Genomic DNA, 24802 nt, shown 5'->3' on the forward strand with positions numbered 1-24802 from the left:
TCCAGGTCTTCGGGAGATGCGATCGCAACGCCAGGCGGGCATCATCTGTGAGCATTTTCCGCCAGCGTTGCCGTCCTGTTCCATAGCTTTTTCACAGTTTGGCCACAGTAGGTTCTTATGGTCCGGCCCGACAGTGGAGGTGACGCGGGCAACCCTGCTGGATTCCAGCATCCGCACCATGGCGTAACAACGGCTCCGGCCGCCGGTTCCGTTGCGGAGACGGCCGCGGCCGGGTCTGCCAAAGAAGCGACCAGCGTCCTGTACGCAGGATTGGGGGAGTCGACATGCAACGTGCAGAGTCCGTTCCGCAGCGTTTCCAGGACCATCCCCGTCGCAGTGCACGGTGGTGCACCGTTGCGCTGTGCGCGGCCCTGGTCGGCGGGCTTGCCGCCTGTACGGAGGAACCGCGGTCGCCGGTGGTCGTGGAGGCCCCGCCGGACCCGGCGGTGGTGCGCGAAGTGGTGGAGCCCAGCGGACTAACACGGCATCTGGAGGCGTTGCAGGCGGCGGCGGACGCGAACGGCGGGAACCGGGCCGACGCCACCGGGGGCTACGAAGCATCCGCGGAATACGTTGAGCAGCAGTTGCGCGCGGCGGGATACGAGCCGCGGCGGCAGGAGTTCAGCTACGGCCGGCGCGACCCGGTGGACGCGTTCAACATCCTGGCCGACACCGACGCTGGCAGTTCCGGGAACGTGCTGGTGCTGGGCGCGCATCTGGATTCGGTCGAGGAGGGGCCCGGCCTCAACGACAACGGCAGCGGCGTCGCGGCGGTGCTGGAGGTGGCGTTGCGGCTCGCGGAGCAGGGCGCGGTACCGCGGGACCGGATCCGGTTCGCGTTCTGGGGCGGCGAGGAGGACGGAATGCACGGCTCGGAACACTACGTCGAGGAGCTCTCCGGCGCGGAGGCCGCCGCGCACGTGGCGTACCTGAACGTGGACGTGGTGGGCTCCCCGAACGGCGTGGTGTTCGTCTACGACGGCGACGGCTCCGACCTCGACGGCTTCAACAGCGAGGATTCCGACAGCGAGGCGGAGGCCGGGCCCGAGGGATCTGGCGCCGTCGAACAGGTCTTCGTGGACATCCTGCGCGGCGAAGGGATCGAGGCGCTGCCGTTCGGATTCATCGAGGACTCGGACTACGACGCGTTCGTAAAGGGCGGCATTCCGGCCGGCGGGCTGTTCACCGGCGATGCGGGGACCAAGAGCGAGGCCGAGGCACTCACCTTCGGCGGGCAGGCCGGGGAGCAGTACGACGAGTGCTACCACGAGGCCTGCGACACCATCGACAACGTCGACATGACCGTGCTGGAGCAGATGACCGAAACGCTCATCAGCGCGACCGTCTCGCTCGGCGGCATCGAAGACGGCCTCGCCACGGGCACCGCCACCGAGGGCGCCGGCTGAGCCGCTTGCCTCGCTCACTGCTGTGAAGCCTTAAAGGCAAAGCAAAGGCCCCGGTTCCCTTTGTTTACAAAGGAACCGGAGCCTTCTCAGTTGGCGGTGACGGTGGGATTTGAACCCATTTCTTTGGTCAATCGCGTCCAAGGTGATGCGCGAAATATGCCGGAAATTCAACGATTTTGACCCGCTTGCTCACAGGTGCTCACGGCTTCTCGCAGGTACTCCTGCACCAAAATGCACCACGGGTAGTCATTCGCGGGCGGAGTTATGGGCCTTTGAGCCGCCTGAGTGAACGCCTGCTTGTCGAAGCACACTGTGAAGCCCTCAGTGAGCGAGAATCAGATTGCCCGCTCTAGACCTTTCGGGGCCCCACCGCAGCGTAGAGAAAGGAATTGCCTCTTGGATACCAGCAGGCCCCCACACGGTGAACGCCAGCGTAAGGCTCTATTGGCGGAGATTGTGGCGGGAGGCGACACTGCCGAGAAGCATTACCTAGAAATCAAACGGCAGCTGGATTTCTCATCAAAGGAAGAAACCACAAAGATAGCCAAGTTCATACTGGGCGCTGCCAACCGTCTTCCGGCGACTGCGGAGCGGCACTATGGCGGTCATGCAGTCATGGTTATTGGGGCAGAGCAGGGTGGCTTGCCAGGGGTTCCCGCAGGGACGGAAGTTCTGGACATTGAGCAGAAGATCAACAAGTTTCTACTTCCGGGCGGCCCGCAATGGGAGCTGGAACGCGCTCCAGCGGACACTCCGGGCCAGGAGGTCCTTTTCATTCTGGTAGACCCTCCCCAAGACGGTGACCCCATCTATCTTTGCCGTGCTAACTTCCAGGGAAGCAAGGTTAATCTCAGCAACGGCGACATTTACGTCAGGGCGCAGGGGCAGACGAGGAAAGCCACGGCTCCTGAAATTGACGACCTCATGACCCGCGCCGGTAAAAAATCCCTGCCCGTGCCGGAACTCACGGTGACGTTGGAGGGAGGCGCCCACCATCTCGACCTGACGCCGGAACGGCTGAATCAATTTATCGTCAGCAACGTTGAAAAAGCGAGAACCGAGCATCTCTCACCTACCACTTCAGCGGCGGCTCAGGGGGGCCCGCTTCTCGCGGGGTTGAACGCGCAGATCCTGCTGGGGTTGGACCCATCTTCGCTGTCGCCGGAGGCTTTCGAGCGGCAAGCCCTCGAATGGGAAAATCAGATCCGCGCCGAATGGCAGGAGACCCTCGGAAGAATCGCCGGGGCGGCGCTACCGGGGCTGGTTATCGAGCTGGGAAACCGCCAGTCCACCTTCTTGGAAGCGGTCCGCTTCGACCTGAGACTCAAAGAGGCGTATGGGGTGAATACCGAGGACGCCGACGATGTCACCCCTAAGAAACTCTTCCCTCCGGTCATAGTGAAACGCAGTCCGTTTGACCATGGTTTGGGATTTTCGCCGTCTCATCACAACAGCATCAGCTCCACATTGTCGCGGTACCCCCTGAAGTGGAAGAACGTCGGCGAAAATCTGCACATCACCATCGAGTTGGATCAGCTTCGACCCGGAACGCCTTGGGCCAGTGACGGCGACGATTTCGTTGTAATCTCCCGGCACAACGTCTCCACGCTGTCGGGTACCTGGCGAGCCACCATCCGCGGCCACCATCAAGCTTTTGATGGTGCTGTTTCTTTGCCTGTGCGTGCGGACCATAATATCCAGACCCTCTACCGGCAGTTGGACGATAAAGCGCAATGACTATTGCCGCCCTCGAACCTGGGCTCTCGGTCATAGATTCAGTTCGCTCCTAAGTAAGCCGCCATGGGAGCAGCAGCCAACTCGTCGGCGGCCCCTTCGGCTTTGAGAATGTCGGCAACTGTAGCCGTAAGCACTATCGCGGCGAGTTTATGCGCCTCCAAATTGAGGTCAACATGTGGAGGCTGGCCCGAACCCATCGTGTCGTCACCACCAGTTGGTGCGTAGCTACCAGCTAAGAAGCCCGTGGCGTGAGACCACTTCGAGTCTTCCCTCCACAGGCGGTAAACCATCCAGAGGTTCCTACCGGCGTTCTTGACAGCTTTGGTAAGGAGTCTCGCTCCCTCTTTGATCAGTTTGTCTTCGGAGACATCTAGGAAGAAGGCCTCCATTTCGCCGACATCAATGTTCGACGGCAGGTCGTTTTTTCACATATATTCGTCGGTTTTGGCTTCATTAGTGCGATCGTGGTGAAGCATCGTGTCAGCCGCCTTTGCGCGATCATCCTGCGGCATGTCTCCGAGCCAGAGCATCCGGATGGTCAGTTCCCAGAACGCGCGCCGGTTTGGAGCAGCCGCATGCCCCATTTGCGAGGCTGTGAGTGTCGCGATGACCCGGCTCTGTTCGAAGGCTGCAGCACGCAACCAGCCGACAGCGAACTGACTGACTCGGGTCACAGGTACCATACCGAGGTCGACCGCGAGGACAGCTTCCGCCGCACGCAGGGTGTCACTGGCGCTCTTCAGGTATTCAGGATGCTCACGCTTCGATTGACGCTGTTTTCTCGCCCTACTGCCGCTCATGGCATCACTATATCCATGGCTTATTCGATAGCTAATTGGCCGGTGCATCCAGCTTTTCTGCCTCTGAAACGGTCCTTTTGCGTGAGGGTCCCGCCGGCGCTATTAAGTGCCAGATATGATCCGGGAATGACTCAATTAGATCTCCTCGTGAAGGCCATCGCTAAGGATCTCGGCGATCCCTCGGAGTGGAGTGCGCCGGTGGAATTTCACGACTCCCTCGCGCTTTGCGCCTTGAACTCCGCCTATTCCCTGCGCGCGACCTCGGCCGCAGCGACGAAGGTCCTTGCCCGCTACCGTGCGTCTCGCCCGACGGCGGACACCGACAGTGGCACAGACCTGATGAAGGCCATGGACAGCGCAGGTGGCCCGGCAGACTTTGCCCGTGACATCCTGCGCAACGAAAGCAAGCTCCCTGGCACAAACCGCTTGCGACCCGAGGGAATTTACGAGGGACTCGCCCGGCTCGCAGCCTTGGACCCCGCAGTAACGAGCACAGAACACCTCCGAGCCGCCGCGACCAACAGAAGTACCTCCGCAAGGACGGCATGGCTATCAGTCAAAGGCTTTGGCCCGCTTGCCTGGTCATACCTGATCATGAATGCAGGTGTCAGTACTGAAACAAAACCAGATGTGATGGTGCAGCGTTACCTAGCCCGCGCTCTGGGTGATGACAAAAGACTTACTACCGCAGAAACACGACAGCTCCTCCAGCTGGCGGCGACTGAGCTCACTGTTGAGCCCCGGAACTTGGACCGGGCAATATGGCGACACGAGAGTCCGGCGAAGTAGTCACCCGATAAGACCGCCATTTACTGCCGAAGGGCACAGTTCCAATGGTCGCTTTGAAACTCGATAGTGATAGTACATCCATTGATTGTTTAGGGACGCGTCGCCATTTGTCGCTGCCCGTCGTCACCGGCTACGTCAAAAATCTGCTTGGGTTGTAATTGCTCATGACGTTGTCGCCCGAGGGCGTCCACGACGTTGTCCAGGTCATCGGGGAACAGCGCGGCGTAGGTGTCCAAGGTGACCTTGGCCGACTTGTGCCCGAGCATCCTCTGGATGACTTTCACGTTGGCCCCGGCGCTGATCGCGAGCGACGCAGCCGTATGCCGCAGGTCATGGGGGGTGACTCGCCGGAAGGTCTTATCGCCGGCCTGAGCGCGCTTCACCGCCCCCGCGAACCAACCGGAAACGGCATTGCCGGGCCGGAGGAAGCCGCCCGCCTCGGAGTTCCAAAGACGGTCTTCCTGTCCTTTCCCCGAGCATGCAGCCGCCACGGCAGCGTCGAGGAAATCCGGGTATGCGATTGTGCGTCTCTCGTGGTTTTTGACTCTACCCAGAACGGCCTTTCCATTGACCTCGGCTACGGCTTCGCGGATGTTAACTCTTCGTTTCATTGGGGCCACGTTTCGCACCCGCAGCGCTGTCGCCTCCCCCCACCGCAGGCCTGTGTAGGCAAGGAAACGCACAAGGTCGGGGTGACGCGATGTAAGGGCCAGCGCCTCGACCTGGGTATGCGACAGAAACACCTCATCGGGGATTGGCTTCTTTTTGATTGTGAGGTCTCGCGCCGGGTTCTTCGTGATTCTGTTGTCTTCGACGGCGTGGTCGAGGATGCCGGCTAGGAGGTCACGAACGCGGGCAACAGTCGTGTGAGAGCGCTTCTCGCCCAGCTCGTTCAGCCATACCTGCACTTCGCGCTTGGTGATTGCCCCGACCGCGTAGCTGCCCCACTTTGGCTTGACGTGAATGCGCCAGGCGCTTTCGACCGAGTGGTAGCTCGATGCTGTGATCTTGGGCTTGTGCTGTTCGAGCCATTGGACGCCCAGTTCCGAGATGGTGGCTTTTGCGTCGGTGCGATTGACGTAGGCACCTTTGAGTTTCGACACTTCCACAGTTGCTAGGTGGGCTTCGGCATCGCGCTTCAGCTTAAATCCCCGTTCGTGCCCGCGGGTGCCGTCAGGTTTCGTGTACCAAACTTCGTACAGCCTGCCCTTTGTTTTAGTGCCGTAGGCCTTGACTGTGCCCATATCGCCCCCGTGGGTATGCCTTCTATTGATCAATTGTGAGTATATGTGTCCGAGTGTGTGTATCATGTTCGTAAGTCCTGAATTCATGAAAAGGGGCCCAGAGTCAAAAGGCTCGTTGTCGAGTTGGATACGCCAAGCAACCGCTAATGGGTTCGGCTACAGGTCCTCTCGAAAGCATCGCTTTCGAGAGGATTTTTTATGTCGGCATCCACCGCCGTCAGCACGGCATTGCTTGACTCGTTGGTCCCACCCATCAGCGCTCCGCTGCTCGTCCCGCCCATCAGCACTCCGCTGCTTGACTCGCTCGTCGCTCCCGCAACCTTGGCCGAGCGACTTGGCACGACGGAGCGGAGCTTGAGCGAGTGGCGCATCAAGGGCCGTGGTCCCAAGTTCATCCGCGTGGGCCGAAGCGTTCGCTACCGCCCGGAGGCCGTCGACGCCTGGTTGCTCAGCCGGGAGTATGCAAGCACCTCTGAGGAGGTGCGCTAATGGGAACTGTTGAGATCGACGAGTCGGGTGATTCCAAACAGCCCACCGAAGAAACTTCCGATTTTCCCCTTGCTTCCTCTCAGACCTCGGGAGAGCACGGTCCGCGCGGGAGAGGGGGCGTCCTGACGAGCAAACAAGAAAACGATCCAAGCGGGAATGGCACTGAGACAGCGAAGACGTTTGATGGCGTCGAAAGCAACCTTGCAGCAATTGAACTCGAATGGCAGGCAGAGTGGCTACGACTTCAAGCGAAACAGCACCGCCTCCAGATGCGCATCGCATACGAGTTGGCCGCGGACGCCCAGTTGCAGCTGATGCATGTCACCGGACTTGGCTGGTTCGAGTATGACGGCGCCCGCTGGATTGTGGACACCGGCGACAAAGCGGCAAGAAACGCTGTCATGGCGACGATCCGTCGTCTTGCGGCGGACGCCATTAGCGACAAGGACCTACTCGGCGATCTGGTGAAGTCGCAGACCGCAAGCGGCGCGAGGGGGGTACTGGAGCTTACCGCAAGCATGCCGGGCATCGCTGTAAAAGCATCCGAGCTGGACGCCGATCCATATATGCTGAACACTCCTACCGGCACGCTCAATCTCAAGACCTTCGAGTTACGTCCGCACAACCCGGTGGATCGCCTCACCAAGATCACCCGTGGGGCATATGACAAGTCGGCGGGCTGCGATAAATGGGAAACGTTCTTGGAACGGGTTCTGCCGGACGCCGAGGTGCGCGCATATGTCCAGCGGTTCTCCGGGCTGTCCCTCGTGGGCAGACAACTCGAGCACATTCTGGTCATCCTGACCGGCACCGGCCGGAACGGCAAGGGTGTCACGTACGAGTCCATCGGATATGCGCTCGGCGACTACACGCATTTCGCGCCGTCGACCCTATTCGAGCAGACCAAAGCCAACGCGAACGGGGCAAGTCCGGCACTGTTCGACCTGCGCGGCGCACGGTTCGTAGCGCTGTCGGAGACGGAGAAGACAGCGCGGATTGCCTCGGCCCTACTGAAGAGCCTGACGGGCGGCGACCCGGTCACTGCGCGGAAGCTCTACGGGGATCCGATCACTTTCCTCGCATCGTGGCTCATTCTTCTAGTGACGAATCACCTCCCCACACTCCCGGCGAACGATCCGGCCGTGATGGAGCGCGTCCGCGTGGTTCCGTTCGATGTCTACATCCCGGACCACGAGCGCGACAGGCAGCTCACGGTCAAGCTGGAGGAGGAAGCCGACGGCATCCTGACGTGGGCCGTGCAAGGCCTGGCCGACTACTGGGAGCACGGTCTCAACGAGCCTGATGCGGTGAAGGTAGCCACGAACGACTACGCCGCTGCGCAGGACAACGTGTCACGCTTCATTGAGGCGATATGCACGGAGACACCGGCCAACGGCGGCTCTACCACCAAGGAATTGCACGACGCATACACCGAGTGGTCGATCGCCGACGGGATTTTCCGTGAGCACAGACTGGGACGTACCGACTTCGGCCGTGCACTCGACAAACTCGGATTCAATGCTGTGAAGAAGAGCCGCGGAATGGTGCGTGAGGGCCTCGAAGTGGAAGCCGCCGGTGGCGTTGTGGTGATTACTTCGCCCACTGCTCCCGACTCGGCTCCCTCCGCGCCGGCCCGGCCCACTTCTACGAGTCCGGCCACAAGTAGCGGCGCAGTGCCCGTGGCCGCACCCACACAGGACCCGAGTATGTGGGACGGATGGGAAGCGGAGCCTACGGACCAAACGTGGGTCGGGTGACCCACTTGGACAGACAGAATGCAGGCGCCTGCTCCGCCCATCCGCACGCAGGCGGATCGTGCTACTTGGCCACAGCCCCATCTACAGAAACAGGAAAGTGAGGATCACATGTTGAGTGAACACTACGACGTCCAGGGGACGCTGCCGGAGCGTTCAGAGACAGCCCACCTAGCGACTCTGAACCCAGCCTCGAGCGTTTCGCCCGTCTCGGCAAAGCGACGTCGGCCGAAGACCGAGAAGGAGCTTTACGCGGAGGCCACGGAGCGCGCCAAGTCGCTCAAGGAAAAGCTTCTGGCACGGCGATCGAAGAACCGCGATCAGTTCATCGAAGACTTGTATCGCAAGTTCAGGGTCGAGGCCATCGACGGCGACCTTGACGATGCCGATCGGTTGAGTGAGCTGCGCTCACTGCTAGGCCGGCAGCTGAGTTCCGGTTCGCAGGAGCTGCGCTGATGCGGCGGTTCGTCCCACTGCGAAGCTTGCGCCCGCTGCCCGGTTGGGCGGGGCGCCGCCGTTGCTGGGGGCGGATCGAAGGAGGGGGCACAGCCCACTCCTCGCAAGCAAAGGACAGGATGAGAAGCGCCAGCGACGAGTCCTGCCCGGCCCGACTGTGCGTTCGAGCGAAGCGAGGAACGTATACGGTCGGGTTGCTTGCCAGTCGGTTGTCACCTGGGGGTATCAGCCTTGAGTCAACGACACAGATCCGCAGGCAACAGCCGACTTGGAGGGCCCAGTGAGCGAGGAACGAGCGAACAGCAGGCGCCCGACCAGCGAGGCGTCTGTAGCGCCAGCGGAGGATGCCTCGCTTCCGTCGGTGAGCCGTCGCGCACGCGACGGCGAGAGGGACGAGGTGCGCAGCACATCGGGCCCGGGCGCGAGCGAGGTCGTCACGGTGCGGATGCACCGCGACGGGATTGCCGCGCTTACCGAGGTGCAGCGACACCTCGGTGGCAGCAGGTCGGACGGCGTGCGCGAGGCCGTGCAAATCGTCGCGGAAGCGCTGTCGGATGCGGCGTCGATCGATGCGGCTGAGAAGTCGTTGGTGAAGCGGCTCGCGGCCCGCAGACCGATCGTGGTCGAAGCCGACGAGAGCGTACTCGCCGATGTCCGCGAAGCGTTGCGCGAGGTCGCTGACCGATACTCGCGGCAGGCGTTTCTGTTCCAGAAGCTCGGAAACAACTGGAACCAGATCGCTAAGGTCGCAAACTCCGGAGGCCGCGTCGATCCGGACGCGCTTCGTGGAGTCGAGCGCGCCCTCGACCGACTCGCCTCGGTGATGGAACGTGACGCAAAGCGGGATGCGACGGTAACGGTGAAGCTGCGGGAGGTCCTCTGATGTCGGTCGAGTACGCAGGAAGTACACCTGTCGCGTCGCGTCTGCTCCGCTACACCGTCAAACCGAAACCCGGCCAGACGGCGGGGGAGCGGGTGCTGCACATCGCCGGGCAAAATTGCCGCCCCGAGACAGCGGAGCGCGAGTTTGCGGCCACGCGACGCAGACATGGCACCCAAGGGGCGAAGCGGAAGTCGCCTGCCACATACGCATTGCCGGAACCGGGCAATGTCGCCACCCATGTGCGCCGTACGCGGCCGAACGGACGCAGGTACTGGGCCGTGGCGAAGACCGGCGAAGAGGCGACGCACGTTCGTCACGAAGGTGAAGTCGTCCGGCAGGCAGAGGCAAGGCACTTGATTTCATCGTTTGGACTCGACGCCGTGAATCCGGAAGATCCGGAGCAGGTCGCTCGGGCGTTTGAGTACGTGGTCGCGAGGCACGCAGCCCTGTATCCGGGGGAACAGGCCACGTTCGTTGGGCAAGCCGAAGGCAAGGGGGGTAATTTCCATGTGCACGTCACGCGCAATGCCACGCTGTACGAGGACATGGAGGTCGACGGGAAGCTCTACCGCGCCGGCCGGAAGCTCGCCGGTGACCTCACCGACATCGACCGGATGCGTGAACGCGCCGACCGGTTCCTCGCCGAGCACGGCCACGAGTACGGCCTGTCGCCGCAGCGCCTGCCGTCGGTGTCCGAGCGGAAGAAGGAGAGGCGCAGCCAGCGGGATCGCCGGATGGCCACGGAGGGCGCGCTCTCGAACCACGACCGGATCAGGCAGGCCTTCGAAGCCTCGATGAACGATCCGCGGGCGGTGGATCTCGACGCCTGGAAGGCCGTCATGGCCGGGCACGGTGTCACCGTCACCGAGCCCGGCTGGAGGCGCGGCAGGTCCCCGAAGGTGCCACGGCTGAGCTATCAGCTGGCCGGCATGGCGACACCGGTGCGCGCGCAGACCCTGGGCGGACACTACGACCACGGCAGCGCGCTCGAGCAGCTCGACGCGAAGGCGCACGGCCGACCTCGGGCCCGGCGTCCCGAGCTGGTGAAGGCGGGGGTCCCGCGGCCGGCGGCCTGGCCAACGGCGGAGGAGTTGGCTGCCGCGCAGGAGGCCATGGCGCGGTTGGCCCGCGAAGAGCGCGGATTGCGTGCCGCCGAGAATGAGCTGTACCGCTGGGTCGCCGCGCGGGCTCAAGACCAGGGGATCGCGTTCGGCGACGTCCTGAACCGACTCCCGGAATCCCATGAGGCCCAGATGCGGGTTATGCAACGGTGGAACCGGCTCGCCGAAGCAAACGGAGCCCAAGCGGAAAATCCGACAGGCAACCAGGAAGAGCAAGTGCCGGGTACTTTTGGCGGGGCCACGACCGCGGGCTCGTCACGGTCGCATCAGCCCGAATCCATGGCTGCCGAACAAGCGACGAAGGCTCTGGATCCCGAGCTCTTTGACCTGGTGATCGTGGACGAAGGCCTAGTGCAGCACGGCATTTACAGGGCTGATAGCGCCGCAATGTACAAGGCTGGTATCGAACCACGAAAAATCAGCGAGGCGAGAGAGTTCTGGGAGTCCCTCTCCGACGATGAGCAGCGGAAACGGTACCAAGAGCGGACGAAAGCCCTTCAAGCCTCCCAGGAGGCCGGGGAAGGCGCCGCGGTAGACGAGGGCCAGGGCGAGATGCAATCACCTCAGGTATGCACGCCCGGGCTGCTGGACGATAGGCCTGTCGGAGAAGAGTCGTCACTGCACGCCGGGATGCCCGGGCAGCCCGGCGGCGCTCGGCGGTCGGCCGCGGCCCGCATGGAGCGCAGGCGTCGCAATTCCTTGCTCTGGGTGTTGGACGGTGATGACGAGCCTGCTCACAACGAGGATGACCGCGAGTTCGGCGCGTAGGTTTCGCTTCCGTAGGAAGGCTCTCCTTCCCTGCTCAAGAGGCACGCGACCGGCTAAGGACCGCGACGGACCGCCATCACGAGCTCAGGGCAGACGACTTGACGCCTTTTCTGGTGGCTCGGTTGCTGTGGCTTCCAGGATGTCTATGCAGTTGTGCAGTTCAGGAACCAAAGTCCCCATACGCACGCGTGCATGGAGAGTTCTAGTTCAGAACTACATAACTGCATGTGCGTGCCGTCGAACGCAGCCCTTCGGCCCCTTCGTGTCTTCGACGCCCTCGTCATGCCCGCCTCGGAATACCATTATGTGGGCAAATGCTGGGAACTCAGTGCCCCCGTTCTGGGCAAGGTTGGGCCAGTAGGTGGTCCCCCCCCTTTTCGCGAGGTCAGTTTCGCGGCGGTGGGCATGGACTGTCCAGCGCGTGGCCCAGCCATGGTCAGTAAACGTCCACGATATTCATGACAGTCATTCCACAGCGCACTCTACGCTTCGGTGTGGGCAAGAATTGTCCATTCCCTGGCCGAGTTCCGGTCAGCAATTCCTCCGCGATCGTCGCAGAGGACGTATCGAACGCCCCAGCCCAGGGTGAAGGGGGCCAGAAACGACAGCCTCTCGAACTCCGCCCAGAGATGACTCGCCATGGGCCTCTCACAAGGAGTGCCGCGTCTGCGTGGGGCGGGACGCGACTACGGCCGGCGTTCTGATGATCTCGTCGACCTCGCGCGCGTGCATGCATGGTGCATGGTGCAGTGCAATCACCTGGATCTTGAGCCGTTTCGCGCCTGCCCGGGGTCCAGACTCTAACTGGCCTGCCGGGACGCTGCGTGGAACGTCCGCTCATTACTGAGCGAAGATGACCCTTGCGGGCCTGTCAACGTTTCTTCGTCGCCCGTTGCCTGCCCGTGTCGGGAAAGGGTTGGCGCGGGGCGGCTCGACGGGCGTTTCGTGTCTCCCGTGAACTATCCCGCGTCTGATGGACACAGGAAGCTCTGCTGTGGCGACGTCTGCTAGTGCGGCGATGTTGATGGCTGCGTTGATATCCCTGTCGAGAGTCAGGCCGCAGGCATCACAGTGAAATATCCGTTCCTTGCGGGGCAGTTTGTCTTTCTCTACGCCGCAGGCTGAACATTTTTTGCTTGTTGGCTCAAAACGGCCGATGACCACCAGACAGGTTCCGGACCAGGCTGTCTTGTACTCGAGGATGCGCCGTATCTGGGCGGGGGCGACATCGAGGATGGACCGGTTGAGCCCGGCCTTGGCGTGAACGTTCCTGCCGGGCTTCTCGATGGTCCCGCGGGCCGAGCGGGTCATGCCCGCGACGTTGAGGTCCTCAATGCCGATGCCTGCCCAGGTCTTGACGAGCCGGTTGGCCAAATCGTGAGCGTAACCTTCGCGTTGGCGTGCTTCGAGGTGGGCGAGCCGGCCGATCTTGTGGACGAGCTGTTTCCAAGTGCGGGATCCCTTCTGTGATCTGGCGAGTCTTTTTTGGAGGCGTGCAAGTTTCCTGGCGTGGGATGCCTTGATTTTCGGATTAGCTATCAGGTCCCCGTTCGAGAGTGCGGCGAGGGTGTGCACGCCAAGATCCACGCCGATAATTCCGGCCGTTCGCTTGCGTTTGGACAGTCGGGGCACGGGAATCGTTTCCTCGACGGCAAGGCTGGCGTACCAACGGTGTCCGTGACGGCTGACCGTCACGGAGGTGATCTCAACTGTGCCCCTGCGGATCTTCCTCTGCAGGTGCTTGGCGTGGTCGTGGAACCGGATTTCACCGAACGTGGGGATCCTCAGACGCCGGGTGGTGGCCAGCCGGATGCCCGGTGACTTCCGGTCGTGCGTGATGGTGAAGGAGTCTCGGGCAACACCGCGCTTCTTGAAACGCGGGTACCCGACTCTCCGACCGGCACGAATTCCCTTAAACGAGGCCATCCAGTTGTTCCACGCCCTGTCGGCGTTTCTCAGCCCGCCCACCAGCGCACTGCGGTTCACCGCATGAAGCCACGGTTCATGTTCCCGTCCGTCATCGCGAAGACCAGGCACGGGCAGCCCCTTCCCGGCGGCCTCCCGGTGGAAGTTCCGCGTTCCGGTAAGCCAGGCGTTGAAATCAGGCGTTGAAGGGATGGGGATCCGGATGGTTTTGCGGGCCTGCTCCTCGGTGAGCGCAACTGGCCCGTACGTGGCAAAAGCTACTTCCTGGAGCCAGCGCTTATGGCTTTCCTGTTTCGCCGAAATGGAGTGGTTGTACATTGCCCGTGCCGCGCCCGCCCAATGAGAAAGCATTTGGGCCTGCCGCGGTGTCGGATCAAGTGTGAGCCGATAGGCGCGCCGAATGACAGTGGTTGCCGGTACCGCCTGAATGGTCATGGCAGGAACCTAGACCTAAAAGACTGTATTTGACCAGCGCTGCTGATAACGGGTCTGGGCCGTCTCCGATGGTTCGTTGCCGGGAGAATTTCCGTTTTTTGCTCGTAAACCAGTGACTATTACTTTGGCTCCCGTGCGCCCATGAGCAGGGCATCCAAGTGCAAGAGGGCGGGTCGAGGTCCTATCTAAGGTGATTTACGAGCGGATATGCATGTAGATGAGCCTCCGCAGCTGCTCTGGGGAATCTTGAGGAAATATTAAGCAGCCCACGCTGAATATGAAACTACGAAGTCTTCGGCGGGGTGAGCCGAAGCTGATGATCAGATTGTGCGCAGACCATCTTCCCCTGATGGCCAGCGCTGGGACCAGCGAGGAGTGCGCTGAGAACCAGCTCCATTCAACTGCCAGCGAAGAAGGCCGCATTGAGTAGATCAGCAGCATCGACAAGGTCTGCAGCGGTGGTCTCGAACTGCCCTTTGGTGACCTCGTCGTTGCCGTCCTCGGTGAGCATCCAAGTCACAGTCACTGAACCCGCCCGCGGGTCTCGTGCTAGGAGCACGTAGTCGTCCAGGTCGCTCGTCCACGGGACGTTGGGGCGGAACGACTCTGGCGTGAGCGTGACTTCGACGTTATCGCTCTGGTTAGTCCAGCGAACGGGATAGTCACGCGACCGCATCCCATAATCCGAGAGGTCGGGTCCCAGCACGAAGCGGCTCTGCTGCCTCACAATCGGCTCCACCACCTTCTCGAAGTCCGCTTCATCGGCCTCGCGGAAATCGAGCACCGAACAATTGTGGAACGTCACGATTAGGTGGGGCTTGGCGACGAACCTGTCGCGGCTGACGACGCGGATTCCTGTACCGGGCAGCGCGACGCCGAGGAAGTGCTCTCGACCCCTCGCGATATGAGCGTTCCTCGCCTTCCGCCAAGAGTTCAGGCGTGCCTCCCGCTCAGCCGACGTCGGCTCAGGGTCGCCGAAGATGCTCGATGCCAGACGTAGGGATGTGGGGGCAAAGGTGTTCTGCGGCGGCTCTGGCAGCTTGCTGAACTCCTCTTCCTCGTGCTTGTAAAGGCTCTCCATTACTTCATCGATCCGTCCGACACGACCGATAGAGCCGAGGATGGTAACCTCGAGGTCGATGGGCGGCTTGCCGCCGCCGCGGGCCCGCTCGACGAGGGCCAGCAACTCCCCGGCCCGAGCCGGGCGGGTGTTGCTAGTTCCTCGCACGTAAACGGCACCGTCTTCGAGACTGTCCCGGCGGTCATCGCTCTGGAAGCTCTTGTGGCATGGAAAAATTGGCTGTCCGTCTTGGGGCGGCTGCGCGATGACGAACAGCACCTCGCTGGCGCCGTCGACGCCAATCCTGCCGAACTCGAACGCGGGGAACTGGGGCCCGAGGTAGGGTCGGAGCCGGTCTTCCAGCTCGTGGGGCTCGACGCCGCGGGGTACGCCCGGTGCGGCATCCTTCTGCGCGCCGATGATCATCACCGCGTAGCCGCGGAAGTGGCGTGCAGCCTCCTTCGGTCGACGGTTGGCCGCCCCCAGGAGGAATTTCGCGACCTTGGCCACGCCTGCCTTGTTGCTGAGGTCCAAGCTGCTCTTGACCTCCAGGTAGGTCGTCTCGGCCTCGTCGCCGACGGCTAGGACGTGGTCCAGGATGAGTCGCAGTGAGCGTTCACCGAGGGGGAGGATGGACGTATCCAGCCCCATCGGCTTCGGCAGCTCGGATGGGCTGGCCGTAGCGGGATCAGCAGTCATGGTTCGATCCTCTCATTCACGAAAGACGCGTGCAGCGGTTGATTGAAAGTCTCAGGAGAGGGGAACGACGAAGGAAGGCTGAGCGAGAGAAGGCCGGCATCCACGTGGGTCTTGAATGAACTCATGTATGTGGAAGCCCCTCCCTGAGCTCACGGCCATGCCATTTCCTTTGGGATGGGTGCGAACAAGGCACGCGGTCTTTGACCGACCGCGCCTGAGACTGCCGCCGGACCCTCCGTCTATTCCGCACAATCGATGACAGCCGATGAAAGAGGATTACAGCAGAAACGGCGCTGACTAGGGCGATGGAAGAGATGTTGGTATCCCGCAGAAACCCTTGGAAGAGCCGTACTCTTACTCGAAAGGTCACCGGATCGTTGCCGGTTGGAGCCACGTGCCCACGTAGCTCTTAGGGGAGTTACCGCTGCCCGCGCTCTGGACGTGACGCCTCGCGCAGCGGATCCGATGTCGCGTGCGGCGCAACATGGACCATGACCCGTAAACCGGCAACAATGGGCCAGCGAGGAGGAATCCCATGAAGAAGTCCACGAAGTACCGCCGGATGGGCAAGGGCACTGTGTCCAACGTGCTGCGCCGCGAGATTCGAGCCGCACGTTTGAAAGTTATCCTCGACCAAGAGTTGGGCCGCCCAACTTCCGACGAGGTGAAGCTTCTGGCGGCGATGGACCTGCCGCGGATCGTGAGACGGAATTACCAGGGCGATGATTCGGCCGATCGCAGAACCTGCGACTCTACGAACGAGGACGCTGCCGCCGGCACATCGCGCCGCGAGATCCTTGTTGCACGACTGAAAGTGTCTATGAACGAACTGCTGGGTCGTGACACCCCTTCGAAGGCGATGCGCCAGTCAAGGATGAAGCTGGCACCGATCGTCAGGCGGCATCAGGGCGCCGATGAAGTGGCTCTTTGCAAAACGGGCGGCCCAACGAACAAGGAGCAGGTCTTCGACAGCTGCCCCGCGAGAGCCAGGGAGCCCGGGGCAAGGTCGCATGGGCAAGGAAGCGGGCCACCAACCCTCCCTCGCGGTGAAACGGCTGCCCCGGATGAAGTTGCCGCCGATCGTCAGGTCGAACGGGAGGGGCCTGATGTGACCTATCGCAGAAATTACGACCCGACTAACCGAGAAGAGGTTGCCTCTGTACTGCGCAAGGAAATTCGCGCTGCACGGCTCAAGATCACGCTGGACAAGAAGTTAGGGCGGGAGACTTCGCCGCATGTGAAGCTTCTGGCCGGGATGACTCTGCCGCCGCTCGTCAGGGGCAATCGCCGTTCCGGCACTGCCCAGAATGGGGCCAGTGGCCAAGCCGGCGCTCCCGGGTAAACCCAGAGTGATACCTAGTCGGCCTGGCTGCTCGTTGCTCGGTTGTTAGCGTTCGATTCCCATTTCTTGGCCCTCAAAAGCGAAAAAAGACCCTGCGCGCCGATAGTCGGGATAAGTGCGATTATCGGGGGTAAAAACCGACCCCTTGAAGTGAGACGAGGCTGAGCAGAAAGAACGGGGTCTGAGCGCGCTGAGCCGCGGCATCACGGGGGAGTAGGGCTGTAGGCAGTAGCGTTCTGGACCGCAGGAACGTGCGTGCACACCGACTGCGCGTCCGGAGTATCGTGCCGGTTGATCTCAGCCGCGGCGGCGTTTGGCCCGTACACCGAATGCATTGAGTGCGGCGAGGATCTCCGACGCCTGCCAGATACGGTTCCGGCGGCCGGTGGTGCTCTGTGTGAGCACGCCGGCCTCGACTAGCCGGTCGACCGCGTTCTGCGCGGCGACCTCGCTGATGCTCAGCTCTGCCGCGATGGTCCTGGTGTTCACGACCGGTTGGCGGAGCAGGTATGTCTTTACCCGGTGCACCGAGGAGTCGCTTCTGGCCACGACCTGGTGGTCCCAGCGTTTCGCGACAGTCTGGATGTCATCGACCAGCCGGCGGCCGTTCCGGATTGCAGCAAAAGACGCCTCGGCCACGGTGATTACAATGGCGTCCGCTTTCCCTGCCCGGTACTCGGCCAGTGCGCGGAAGTAGGCGTTGGTGTCGTGTAAGAGTCCTGCCGACACGGGCACAGTGATGTTGCGGGTCAAGCCGCCGTGGCGGAGCATGCCCTGGAGGAGTGCCCGTCCGGTCCGGCCGTTGCCGTCGGGGAAGGGGTGGATGGTCTCGAACTGCGCGTGTGCGATCGCTGCCTGGATGAGCACTGGAACGTCGGTGCGTCCGGCGAAGGCGACAACGTCGGCCACGAGCACTGGTACCCGCGCGTGGTGAGGTGGCACGAACGTTGCGGCGTGCGGCGAGATGCTGCTGCCGCCGATCCATACCTGTTCGTTGCGCCAATGGCCGGTGTATTGCGGCGCAGTGTCCCGCAGCAGCGCATCGTGCATCGCGATGATCGAGTTCTCGTCCAGCCGATCGGACATGTCGATAGCAGCAGCCGTGGCGCGAACGTTCGCGACGACCAGGCGGGCGTTGTCCGACTTCGACTGGCCGATCTCCGCGAGGGCCACCTGCTTGGCGCTGGAGATGATGTTCTCCACCTCCGAACTGGAGGCGGATTCGCTGTGAAGCAGGATCGACGCGAGCGGGGCAGCGATCGTTCCGGCCTCGGCGTCGAACCGGGCCAGCTCCTGGCTCGCATCGTCAGCTAGGGCGATCGTCTCGGCGGGCAGTCCAACCTGCGCGTCGGCGATGAGCGGCGGGACGGCGGCCTGGTAATCACCGCGGGCCTGGAGCATATGCCGGCGGGAGGCTACTTCCTCACCCGAGCAGACCCACGGGAGGACTTCGTATCCGGTTGCCGGCCAAGCGCCGGGCTGCCGGCTATCCGTGATCATCACTCCAACATACCTAAGGCTATATGGTTAGCCTTAGGTATGGACGGTGTTTGATAACTTTTATCAGCGAGGGGCGGGCCCCTTGGTCTTTATGCCCTGGACGGGGGGATCGGAAATGTCCGCGCCACTGCCGACGCGCCGACCGCTTCGGGTTCCGAGGCGTCGTACGTCTGCCGGTCGAGTTGCGAGAGCCCGTTGCCAGCAGACAGTTCAACGCGGTCCACAGGTATCAGAGCGTCTTCGACTTCTCAATGAATTCGTGGAGTGTCATGTGGCCGTCGATGTATGAGTTGATGTCCTCGACGGTCTCGCGGTCAGGCTTCATGCCCTCCAGCGCCCAGCTGGCCATGGTGTCGATGGTCAACTCGCGTTTTTGCTGGCTGTTGAGCACTTCGGGCCTGCGCATGTCTACCATCAATGACCGATTCGGAGTCTATCTACAGGTCAGACCGCGTCAACCGGTGTGCGCGAACGCCTTTGCCACGGCGATCACGTCCCGGGCGCCTGTTAGCAGGTCGGCTTCGCGTAGGACGCGGGCCGGCGCGTCGTTATTCAGAGCGGGATTCATCCCCTTGAACCAGGATTGCACTGTCGCTACGTCGTAGCGCTCTCTCAGGAGTGCTGCGGCGTGGAAAGCGTGGCGCAGCCGCTCACGGTCTACCTCGCCTGGGGTTCCTGTGCCCTCTGCCCAGGTGGACACCGACCGCGCGGACTTCACGCCGCCGATGTACGCGGCCAGGCGCACTCCGAGCATGTCGCGGAGTCCTGAGACCACCTCATGGAAGGGCAACCGGACCGAGTCCGCGTACGCGCGCAGATCTGGTCGCTGATCGGGGGTCATCACGCTTTGCTTCTTCCCCGCACGACGACCGAGCCTTGCTCGTCCGCCTCTGACCAGGAGCGACCCGACTGCCTGAATTCGGCAGCGAGATCCAGGCGGTTCAGACGTTCGGTTACCTGCTCATCCCAGTCCGCCCGCACTATTGCCTGACCATATTCATCGAGGTCATCGTAGGGTGCGTCTCCGGCGAGCACACGCTGAATGTCGCGCAGACTCTTACTGCTCATGGCTACAGCGTAGCGGCTTGGTTCCGATATGTATCTGTGGCGTCCCAGGGCCGGAGCGCCGGGCAGCGTGGTCGGGGGAGCATGCAGCCATTCAGTTGACGTGTGGCCGCCACGGCATTCGGCTCCATGTAGACCCGGATCACCCCGCCGATGTCGTCGGGCACTTCCCAGCCGTCGAACACGAACGGCTGGAGAGCGGAGGCGAGGTCGTCATCGTCTATTGCCGAGAGCGTGGTCGTCTTGAAGCGGCGGGCGAACGTTGCACCCGTGCGGGCGCCGGTGAAGTCGGGCAGACCGGTCAGGTAAACAGCAATCGGTAAGTAGCGCGACACAGCGATGCCGCCGGGGGGCCGTGACCGGCTCCTCGTAGACACGGCCCCAATGACAAAACACCGGGGTACATCTAGCGTCGAATGGGTCCTGAACCTTGGCTCGGCAGTGCGAGATCAATACAAACCTCAGACAACTTTTTGAGGCGGAGCAGCGCTGCTCTTCTTGTGGGGTTCCAAAGCGTCGATCTCCTTGATTGTGTGCGAACTGATTGCCCCTATCTCTAGAGCTGTCATCACAACGTCGGTAGAATCAATGACTTTGCGCCAGCCTTTGCGAAGTAGGACGAGCGAAGCAACCAGGCCTGCAACAAGAGCGATAATGGCGAATGCCTGATCGCTGGCCGATCCGAGCAGAAACAGCTGAACAGACAGCACTGCAATCGGGAAGGCAATGCTCAGACGAAACTCAACTTCCGACCTGTCGCGGTCGTAGGAGTCAAAAAGGTCCTTGTTATCCTTTTGCAGCTTCGTAGCCAGCTTGGGTACTTCTTCTTCGAGCATTTTCAGTAACACAGGGCGGGCTTCTTCGAGCGCTTCTTGGCGCAGTTCTGCCATAAAATCAGCTTCAGACTGGTATTGCCTGGATTCGTCGTGGCGCGCCCTGAAGTCGTCTTCATCCATGAAAGGGAGTTTGAGGCGCCGTCGGATGTTGAAGTGGGCCGCTTGTTGTTCCTCTGCGCGATCAAGTGCAGCGTCGAGAAGCTTGCTCAGTAGAGGATTACGGCTTGCAACGGTGACGTCGCGGTCTCGGGTACCGAAGTAAGGGACGATTTTATACTTTTGCACTGGCTCTTCCGGCCCGGTGAGTTCCAACTTGCGACCAAATCGAGCCATAAACACAGTGGCGCGGTTAGCGTCGATAGTTAGCAGTATTCCGACGACGTAAGCCACGAAGCTTAGGACCGCCAGCACCGCCGCAGACGAGGTGTAGCCACTCAGCCAGTTGATCAGACCCATGATGCCGGTCGTTTTCGTTTTGTCCGGGATCTGCATACCGGTCACAATCCAAACGACTGCTAGCCACAGATAACCCGTGACTAGCGGTGTCCTGAAGTCTCTGAAGCCAGGCAGGAACTGAGCGAGCATCAGCGACAGTTCATCTTAACGACTTCGAAGACATCGGCGGAATCCGATCTGTCATAGAGCGTGAACGTCGCCTGATCGCCTTGCTTTAGTGGCGCAGTGATCTGCGAGTCAGTTCCAACGGACAAGCCGTCTGACGTCTGGAACGAAACTTGGAAATAGATTCCGTTCGGACAGCCGTTCACGTGCTGGGTCGTGACGACGAACTCAGCGCACTGGTGGTAGGTGCCGCAAGCGACCTCATCGACTTCGGCGTAGTAGAGATGGTTGCCCATGCTCGTCCAGTCCTTGGCTTCCATGGCTCTAACTTCCTCCGCCATGGCTTGGTCCAGTTTGGCTTGCGCCTTTGCCGCTGAGGAATCAACTGCCTCCGCGAACTTCTTGCCGGCCTCCGCCTTTGCACTGGCCGCAGCCTGCGCCTCAGCTCTCTGATTTGCTTGCGAGGTGGAGACGATGGATAGCAGGATTCCTAGACCGATTGCCATTACCAGCATGGCTCCAGCCACGGAACCAATGACGATGGCGACTGTTTTGCGGGCCGAACGCTTCTTGACCGGTGGTATGAAGCCAGGTTGGGGGAGTGGACGTGTGTGTTCCGTCCAAGTCGTGCCATCCCACCAGCGCTGCATGCCGGGATGTTCTGGTGCGATGTACCAGCCAGCTGGCACCGAAGGCGGGCCGCCCTGCGGCATGGTCATTGTTCCCCCTTAAGTATGAATGGCGTCACTAGCCTATAAGGGGGCATGGACAATACTGCTGATTGCCGGGAAGCATCGCGCCGCGTCGCTTGCGCTACTAGGCTGCGTTCATGGAATTCTGGCAGCGGATTGAAGCTGACATCAAGCGCGGTGAGATGCGCTCTGTGGACGATGAGGAAGTCGCGATGCTTGAGCGGTGGTACGAGGCCGCCGGTCCTTAGCGCGGGCTCTCGAGATCAGTCGCCAGAGCCTGCTCGACTGCAGGGCCCGCAAGCCTCCCGCCCGGTGCCTGCGCCTGTGAGAAACAACCCGAAGAGCGGGCACCCGCCGCCCTGTGCGGCTTAGGTCGCGTCAGAGACATGAACCAGATGCCAGCCATCCCAGCCCGGATGTTTGCGGACTTCCAAGGTTCGCAGCGGCGAGGTTGAGGTGGCCTGTACCTGCAGCCGCCAATATTCGATGTCAACGATGTTGCCCTGCCCCTTCCCGGCACGCAGGTTCGATTCCCACCAGTTCCACCGGCTGAACCAATGCACCGGCTCGGCCGCTACCGGCCACAGCCGGCCCCGCCAGCGCACCGCCAGCGGCACCCCATGGGGCGTGAACCGGATCTCGACCGGCTCATTGAGCGTTCTTTGGCCTGTTTGTTCCTGTACCGCTGTCATTGCCCTTCGCCGTCCTGTCTCCCAAAGCCTTGTTCCGTACCTGATCGTTCCGCCGCCGCACCGCGGACGCCCACACCCAGGTCACCCGACGCACCCCTGCGTCCGTCCACGTGACCTGCACCGCCCGAGACGTCCAACCGAACGCCTCCCCGGCCACGAGCTCGGCCGATCCTGGAAACCGGATCCACGCCCACACCGGCACGCCGGGCACAACGCGGGTCACCTTGCAGTGCTCGAGGTCCAGTTCTTCCGGGGTCAACGACACTGGCTCGGCCCGCCTGGTGTAACGGGCCGCCAGCTTCGCCAGCGCTTCCCGATCCATGGGTTAAAAATAGAACACATATTCGAATTAAGCGAAGGGGAGGAGTCAACCCGGGGATCAGGCAGAATGTGGACTACGTGGGGTTCGGTTAGGAGGGGTGGTCTGAAATGACGACTGACGTTTTGGAATACACGCCGGTTTCGGGCGGGGGCCAGCGAACTCTGGCCGCTTTGCTGCAGGACGCCAATACCGAATGCTGGTCCTCCCGCCGTATTGCGTTGGAAGCAGAAAAGCGAGGTATCACCGTCTCTTACACCGCGGTCGCCAAGTACCTGCGCACCCCGCCGGTGACCCCGTCGGAGACTGTCCTGAAGGCTTTCCGTCGAGGTCCAGGCCACCTGGAGCGTCTACCAACGCATCGTCCGCGCCTACCGCGAACCCGACCGCGCGACGGGCAAGGACCTGATGAACAAGCTCATCGCCTCGGTCGGCCAAGGCGTCCCCTCCGCGCTGCGGGAGGTCACCGTCCTGGGACGCACGTTGAAGAAGCGGGCCGCCGACATTCTGGCCTACTTCAACCGGCCCGGCGCCTCCAACGGCCCCACTGAAGCCATTAACGGCCGGCTCGAGCACCTCCGCGGCTCGGCCCTGGGCTTCCGGAACCTGACCAACTACATCGCCCGCAGCCTGCTGGAAGCCGGCGGATTCAGACCCCGACTGCACCCTCGTCTGTGAAGAGCCACTTCACCACCAGTGACGCGCGCACCAACCTCCGCCACCTATACCCCGAGCATTAGCAGCGACGATCTACTAGTCTCGGTCGTTCTCCAGGACGTTTGAGATGTAGGTGTCCGCGTCCATCCCGTACTCATTCATCGTCGACCGGTCGGATGACGAGAACATGCCGGCATGCCTCGAGTGGTCGTACCCACGGACGTGCCAGTGCGGGCTGTAGGAACCATCACTGTCGTCGACCGTACGTTTCGGCTCCGGAAGAGTGCGTCGGCCGTAGTCGATGCTGCGCAGGTACTCCTCGGCGTTTGCACGATTCGTTCGCCCCCTTCGGATGTCGGCGATGAGGTTGAGCAGCAGACCATACGGGATCGCACCAAGGAACAAGGTCATGCCGATGGCCCCGAAAGTGTTTGAGCCGGCTTCGTCTCCGCTTTTGAAAGCTTGGCTGCTCAGCCACCCGAGAAACAAGCCGAAGGCACAGGCAGCAGAGATGAGCCCCCATTTCGCACCGCCTCGGTAAGTTTCCCAGGAACTCTTGATCCGCCGGTACTCGGCGAGCTCCTCACTGCTCAAGAGGCGCTCGTCAGGGATCTGCTCCTTGTTCGCCAATCCAGGCCTGCCTTTTCGAATCGTCGGGCCGTGCACCACGGTGCTGTAACGGTGTAATCTACCGCGCCAGACACGGCTGTCAAAGGCCATGAAAAGGTGCCCACATGCGGCCTCGGAAATATCCCGTTGGTGGCCAGTCAGTTGCCCGCGGGGACGGTTGGTGTCGGCACCACCTGACACATGTTCAAACGAACAAATGCGCTTTGCTGAAGGCCAGGTTGCTGGTGAGGACCAGGGAGGCGTGTTCGTAGCGGGACGAGACGAGTTGGAAGAACAGGTTGGCCGATCCGGTTCAAGCCGCTGCCCAACGGCCTCCAATCCCAGTTCATCGAGGCGGGCGAACGTGGTCAGGTCAGGGGATACGAAGGTAGCGTTGGACACGTCGAGGTCTTCCGGATGGGCGGTGTGAGAACTTCCATCATCGGAAGGCCTCGACCCCTATCCGGCCACCAACGCGCCCACCGCGCTCACACATCGACTACACCCCGGATTGTGAAGAGCCAGCAAAGCCACCAGCATCAAGGCTGTGTCCCCTCGACTGCAGGACGGTGTGGGCGGGCTAGCGGCCGCCTTATACTGGTCGCGAAACGCCGTCATCAAGCAGCGGAAATCACTGCCCGGTGGTTAATTTAGATACGCTCCAGTCATATCAATTTCTCAAGTCAACACTTCGTCAAAATCGATAAAGCCTTGGATATATGGCCTTTTCGCCTGCATTGCCCTCGGGGTAGCAGTTGGATTCGGGATGCGCGAATGGACCCCCGGGTGGCTGCCACTAATAGTGGGGGTTCTGGGTTATATCGCCGCAATCGTAAGCAGGCTCTCCAAGGTTCGTGGTGAATGACGGGTCGTGTCTTTAGACAGAAGGGGCCCGTAGCCCTGTTGTGATGGATGTTCTTGACGCATTCATCAATGACAGGAACTACGAGCCTTGACCGAGC

23 protein-coding genes and 1 pseudogene are annotated in these 24802 nt (G+C 61.7%); 10 read left to right on the forward strand and 14 right to left on the reverse strand.

Going from position 1 to position 24802, the window contains the following annotated elements:
* Positions 1–284 precede the first annotated feature (284 nt).
* Entirely contained in the window at positions 285–1406 is a 1122-nt protein-coding gene (locus E4J89_RS15705; RefSeq protein ID WP_240691929.1) for a M20/M25/M40 family metallo-hydrolase, read from the forward strand.
* Positions 1407–1802: 396 nt separating this feature from the next.
* Positions 1803–3143 carry a hypothetical protein gene (locus tag E4J89_RS15710; protein WP_136787100.1) on the forward strand — a complete coding sequence of 447 codons (1341 nt, stop codon included), beginning with the start codon at positions 1803–1805 and terminating at the stop codon, positions 3141–3143.
* 38 nt (positions 3144–3181) lie between these two features.
* Here E4J89_RS15710 and E4J89_RS15715 read toward each other — a convergent pair whose 3' ends face one another.
* Positions 3182–3532 (reverse strand): hypothetical protein, encoded by a 351-nt coding sequence (locus tag E4J89_RS15715; RefSeq protein ID WP_136787102.1) that lies wholly within the window; start codon positions 3530–3532, stop codon positions 3182–3184.
* A 36-nt stretch (positions 3533–3568) separates the two neighbouring features.
* Complete coding sequence (locus E4J89_RS15720; RefSeq protein WP_136787103.1) at positions 3569–3943, reverse strand: hypothetical protein; 375 nt, start codon at positions 3941–3943, stop codon at positions 3569–3571.
* A 126-nt stretch (positions 3944–4069) separates the two neighbouring features.
* On the opposite strand from E4J89_RS15720, the gene E4J89_RS15725 reads away from it, so the two are divergent.
* A complete protein-coding gene (locus E4J89_RS15725) occupies positions 4070–4732 on the forward strand; it encodes a hypothetical protein (protein ID WP_136787105.1) in 663 nt (220 codons plus the stop codon).
* An 89-nt stretch (positions 4733–4821) separates the two neighbouring features.
* Here the strand turns inward: E4J89_RS15725 and E4J89_RS15730 are convergent, their stop codons facing one another.
* Entirely contained in the window at positions 4822–5976 is a 1155-nt protein-coding gene (locus E4J89_RS15730) for a site-specific integrase (RefSeq protein WP_136787107.1), read from the reverse strand.
* Between the two features lie 198 nt (positions 5977–6174).
* Here E4J89_RS15730 and E4J89_RS15735 point away from each other — a divergent pair, with 198 nt between their 5' ends.
* The 5 genes from E4J89_RS15735 (at position 6175) to E4J89_RS15755 (ending at position 11447) form a co-directional block, all read left to right on the forward strand.
* Entirely contained in the window at positions 6175–6465 is a 291-nt protein-coding gene (locus E4J89_RS15735; RefSeq protein WP_136787109.1) for a helix-turn-helix domain-containing protein, read from the forward strand.
* The gene (locus E4J89_RS15740) at positions 6465–8222 is read left to right on the forward strand and encodes a phage/plasmid primase, P4 family (RefSeq protein WP_136787110.1); all 1758 of its coding nucleotides are present in this window, start codon (positions 6465–6467) and stop codon (positions 8220–8222) included. Before E4J89_RS15735 ends, E4J89_RS15740 begins: the two co-directional genes overlap by 1 nt.
* Before the next feature lie 111 nt (positions 8223–8333).
* The gene (locus E4J89_RS15745; protein ID WP_136787112.1) at positions 8334–8675 is read left to right on the forward strand and encodes a hypothetical protein; all 342 of its coding nucleotides are present in this window, start codon (positions 8334–8336) and stop codon (positions 8673–8675) included.
* 280 nt (positions 8676–8955) lie between these two features.
* Complete coding sequence (mobC, locus tag E4J89_RS15750) at positions 8956–9558, forward strand: plasmid mobilization relaxosome protein MobC (RefSeq protein ID WP_136787113.1); 603 nt, start codon at positions 8956–8958, stop codon at positions 9556–9558.
* 92 nt (positions 9559–9650) lie between these two features.
* The gene (locus E4J89_RS15755; RefSeq protein WP_136787115.1) at positions 9651–11447 is read left to right on the forward strand and encodes a hypothetical protein; all 1797 of its coding nucleotides are present in this window, start codon (positions 9651–9653) and stop codon (positions 11445–11447) included.
* An 840-nt stretch (positions 11448–12287) separates the two neighbouring features.
* Here E4J89_RS15755 and E4J89_RS15760 read toward each other — a convergent pair.
* A complete protein-coding gene (locus tag E4J89_RS15760; protein WP_136787117.1) occupies positions 12288–13808 on the reverse strand; it encodes an RNA-guided endonuclease TnpB family protein in 1521 nt (506 codons plus the stop codon).
* A gap of 397 nt (positions 13809–14205) precedes the next feature.
* The gene (locus E4J89_RS15765; RefSeq protein ID WP_205754511.1) at positions 14206–15567 is read right to left on the reverse strand and encodes a hypothetical protein; all 1362 of its coding nucleotides are present in this window, start codon (positions 15565–15567) and stop codon (positions 14206–14208) included.
* Between the two features lie 535 nt (positions 15568–16102).
* Between E4J89_RS15765 and E4J89_RS15770 the strand changes: the two genes are divergently transcribed.
* Complete coding sequence (locus tag E4J89_RS15770) at positions 16103–16909, forward strand: hypothetical protein (RefSeq protein ID WP_136787118.1); 807 nt, start codon at positions 16103–16105, stop codon at positions 16907–16909.
* A gap of 297 nt (positions 16910–17206) precedes the next feature.
* On the opposite strand, the gene E4J89_RS15775 is transcribed toward E4J89_RS15770, so the two are convergent.
* From E4J89_RS15775 to E4J89_RS15805, 8 genes are all read right to left on the reverse strand, one after another.
* Positions 17207–18409, reverse strand: coding sequence for a Fic family protein (locus E4J89_RS15775; protein WP_136787120.1), 1203 nt, complete (start codon positions 18407–18409; stop codon positions 17207–17209).
* Between the two features lie 229 nt (positions 18410–18638).
* Positions 18639–18815, reverse strand: a complete 177-nt coding sequence (locus E4J89_RS19440) for an antitoxin VbhA family protein (RefSeq protein WP_205754512.1) — start codon at positions 18813–18815, stop codon at positions 18639–18641.
* A 48-nt stretch (positions 18816–18863) separates the two neighbouring features.
* Positions 18864–19250, reverse strand: coding sequence for a hypothetical protein (locus E4J89_RS15780; protein WP_136787150.1), 387 nt, complete (start codon positions 19248–19250; stop codon positions 18864–18866).
* Entirely contained in the window at positions 19250–19477 is a 228-nt protein-coding gene (locus tag E4J89_RS15785) for a hypothetical protein (protein WP_136787122.1), read from the reverse strand. The genes E4J89_RS15780 and E4J89_RS15785 overlap by 1 nt, the downstream gene beginning before the upstream one ends.
* A 2-nt stretch (positions 19478–19479) precedes the next feature.
* A complete protein-coding gene (locus E4J89_RS19585) occupies positions 19480–19851 on the reverse strand; it encodes a hypothetical protein (RefSeq protein ID WP_205754514.1) in 372 nt (123 codons plus the stop codon).
* Positions 19852–19935: 84 nt separating this feature from the next.
* Positions 19936–20895 (reverse strand): hypothetical protein, encoded by a 960-nt coding sequence (locus E4J89_RS15795; protein WP_136787124.1) that lies wholly within the window; start codon positions 20893–20895, stop codon positions 19936–19938.
* Positions 20895–21590 carry a DUF2510 domain-containing protein gene (locus E4J89_RS15800; protein ID WP_136787126.1) on the reverse strand — a complete coding sequence of 232 codons (696 nt, stop codon included), beginning with the start codon at positions 21588–21590 and terminating at the stop codon, positions 20895–20897. Before E4J89_RS15800 ends, E4J89_RS15795 begins: the two co-directional genes overlap by 1 nt.
* Before the next feature lie 341 nt (positions 21591–21931).
* On the reverse strand, positions 21932–22255 hold the full coding sequence (locus tag E4J89_RS15805) for a hypothetical protein (RefSeq protein ID WP_136787128.1): 324 nt from the start codon (positions 22253–22255) through the stop codon (positions 21932–21934).
* A gap of 643 nt (positions 22256–22898) precedes the next feature.
* Here E4J89_RS15805 and E4J89_RS15815 point away from each other — a divergent pair.
* Positions 22899–23252, forward strand: a pseudogene (locus E4J89_RS15815) (transposase); the annotation flags it as partial.
* Between the two features lie 75 nt (positions 23253–23327).
* Here E4J89_RS15815 and E4J89_RS19905 read toward each other — a convergent pair.
* Positions 23328–24242 carry a hypothetical protein gene (locus tag E4J89_RS19905; RefSeq protein ID WP_276606351.1) on the reverse strand — a complete coding sequence of 305 codons (915 nt, stop codon included), beginning with the start codon at positions 24240–24242 and terminating at the stop codon, positions 23328–23330.
* Positions 24243–24802 lie beyond the last annotated feature (560 nt).

Source organism: Arthrobacter sp. CAU 1506 (genome assembly GCF_005047635.1).
Lineage (GTDB): Bacteria > Actinomycetota > Actinomycetes > Actinomycetales > Micrococcaceae > Crystallibacter.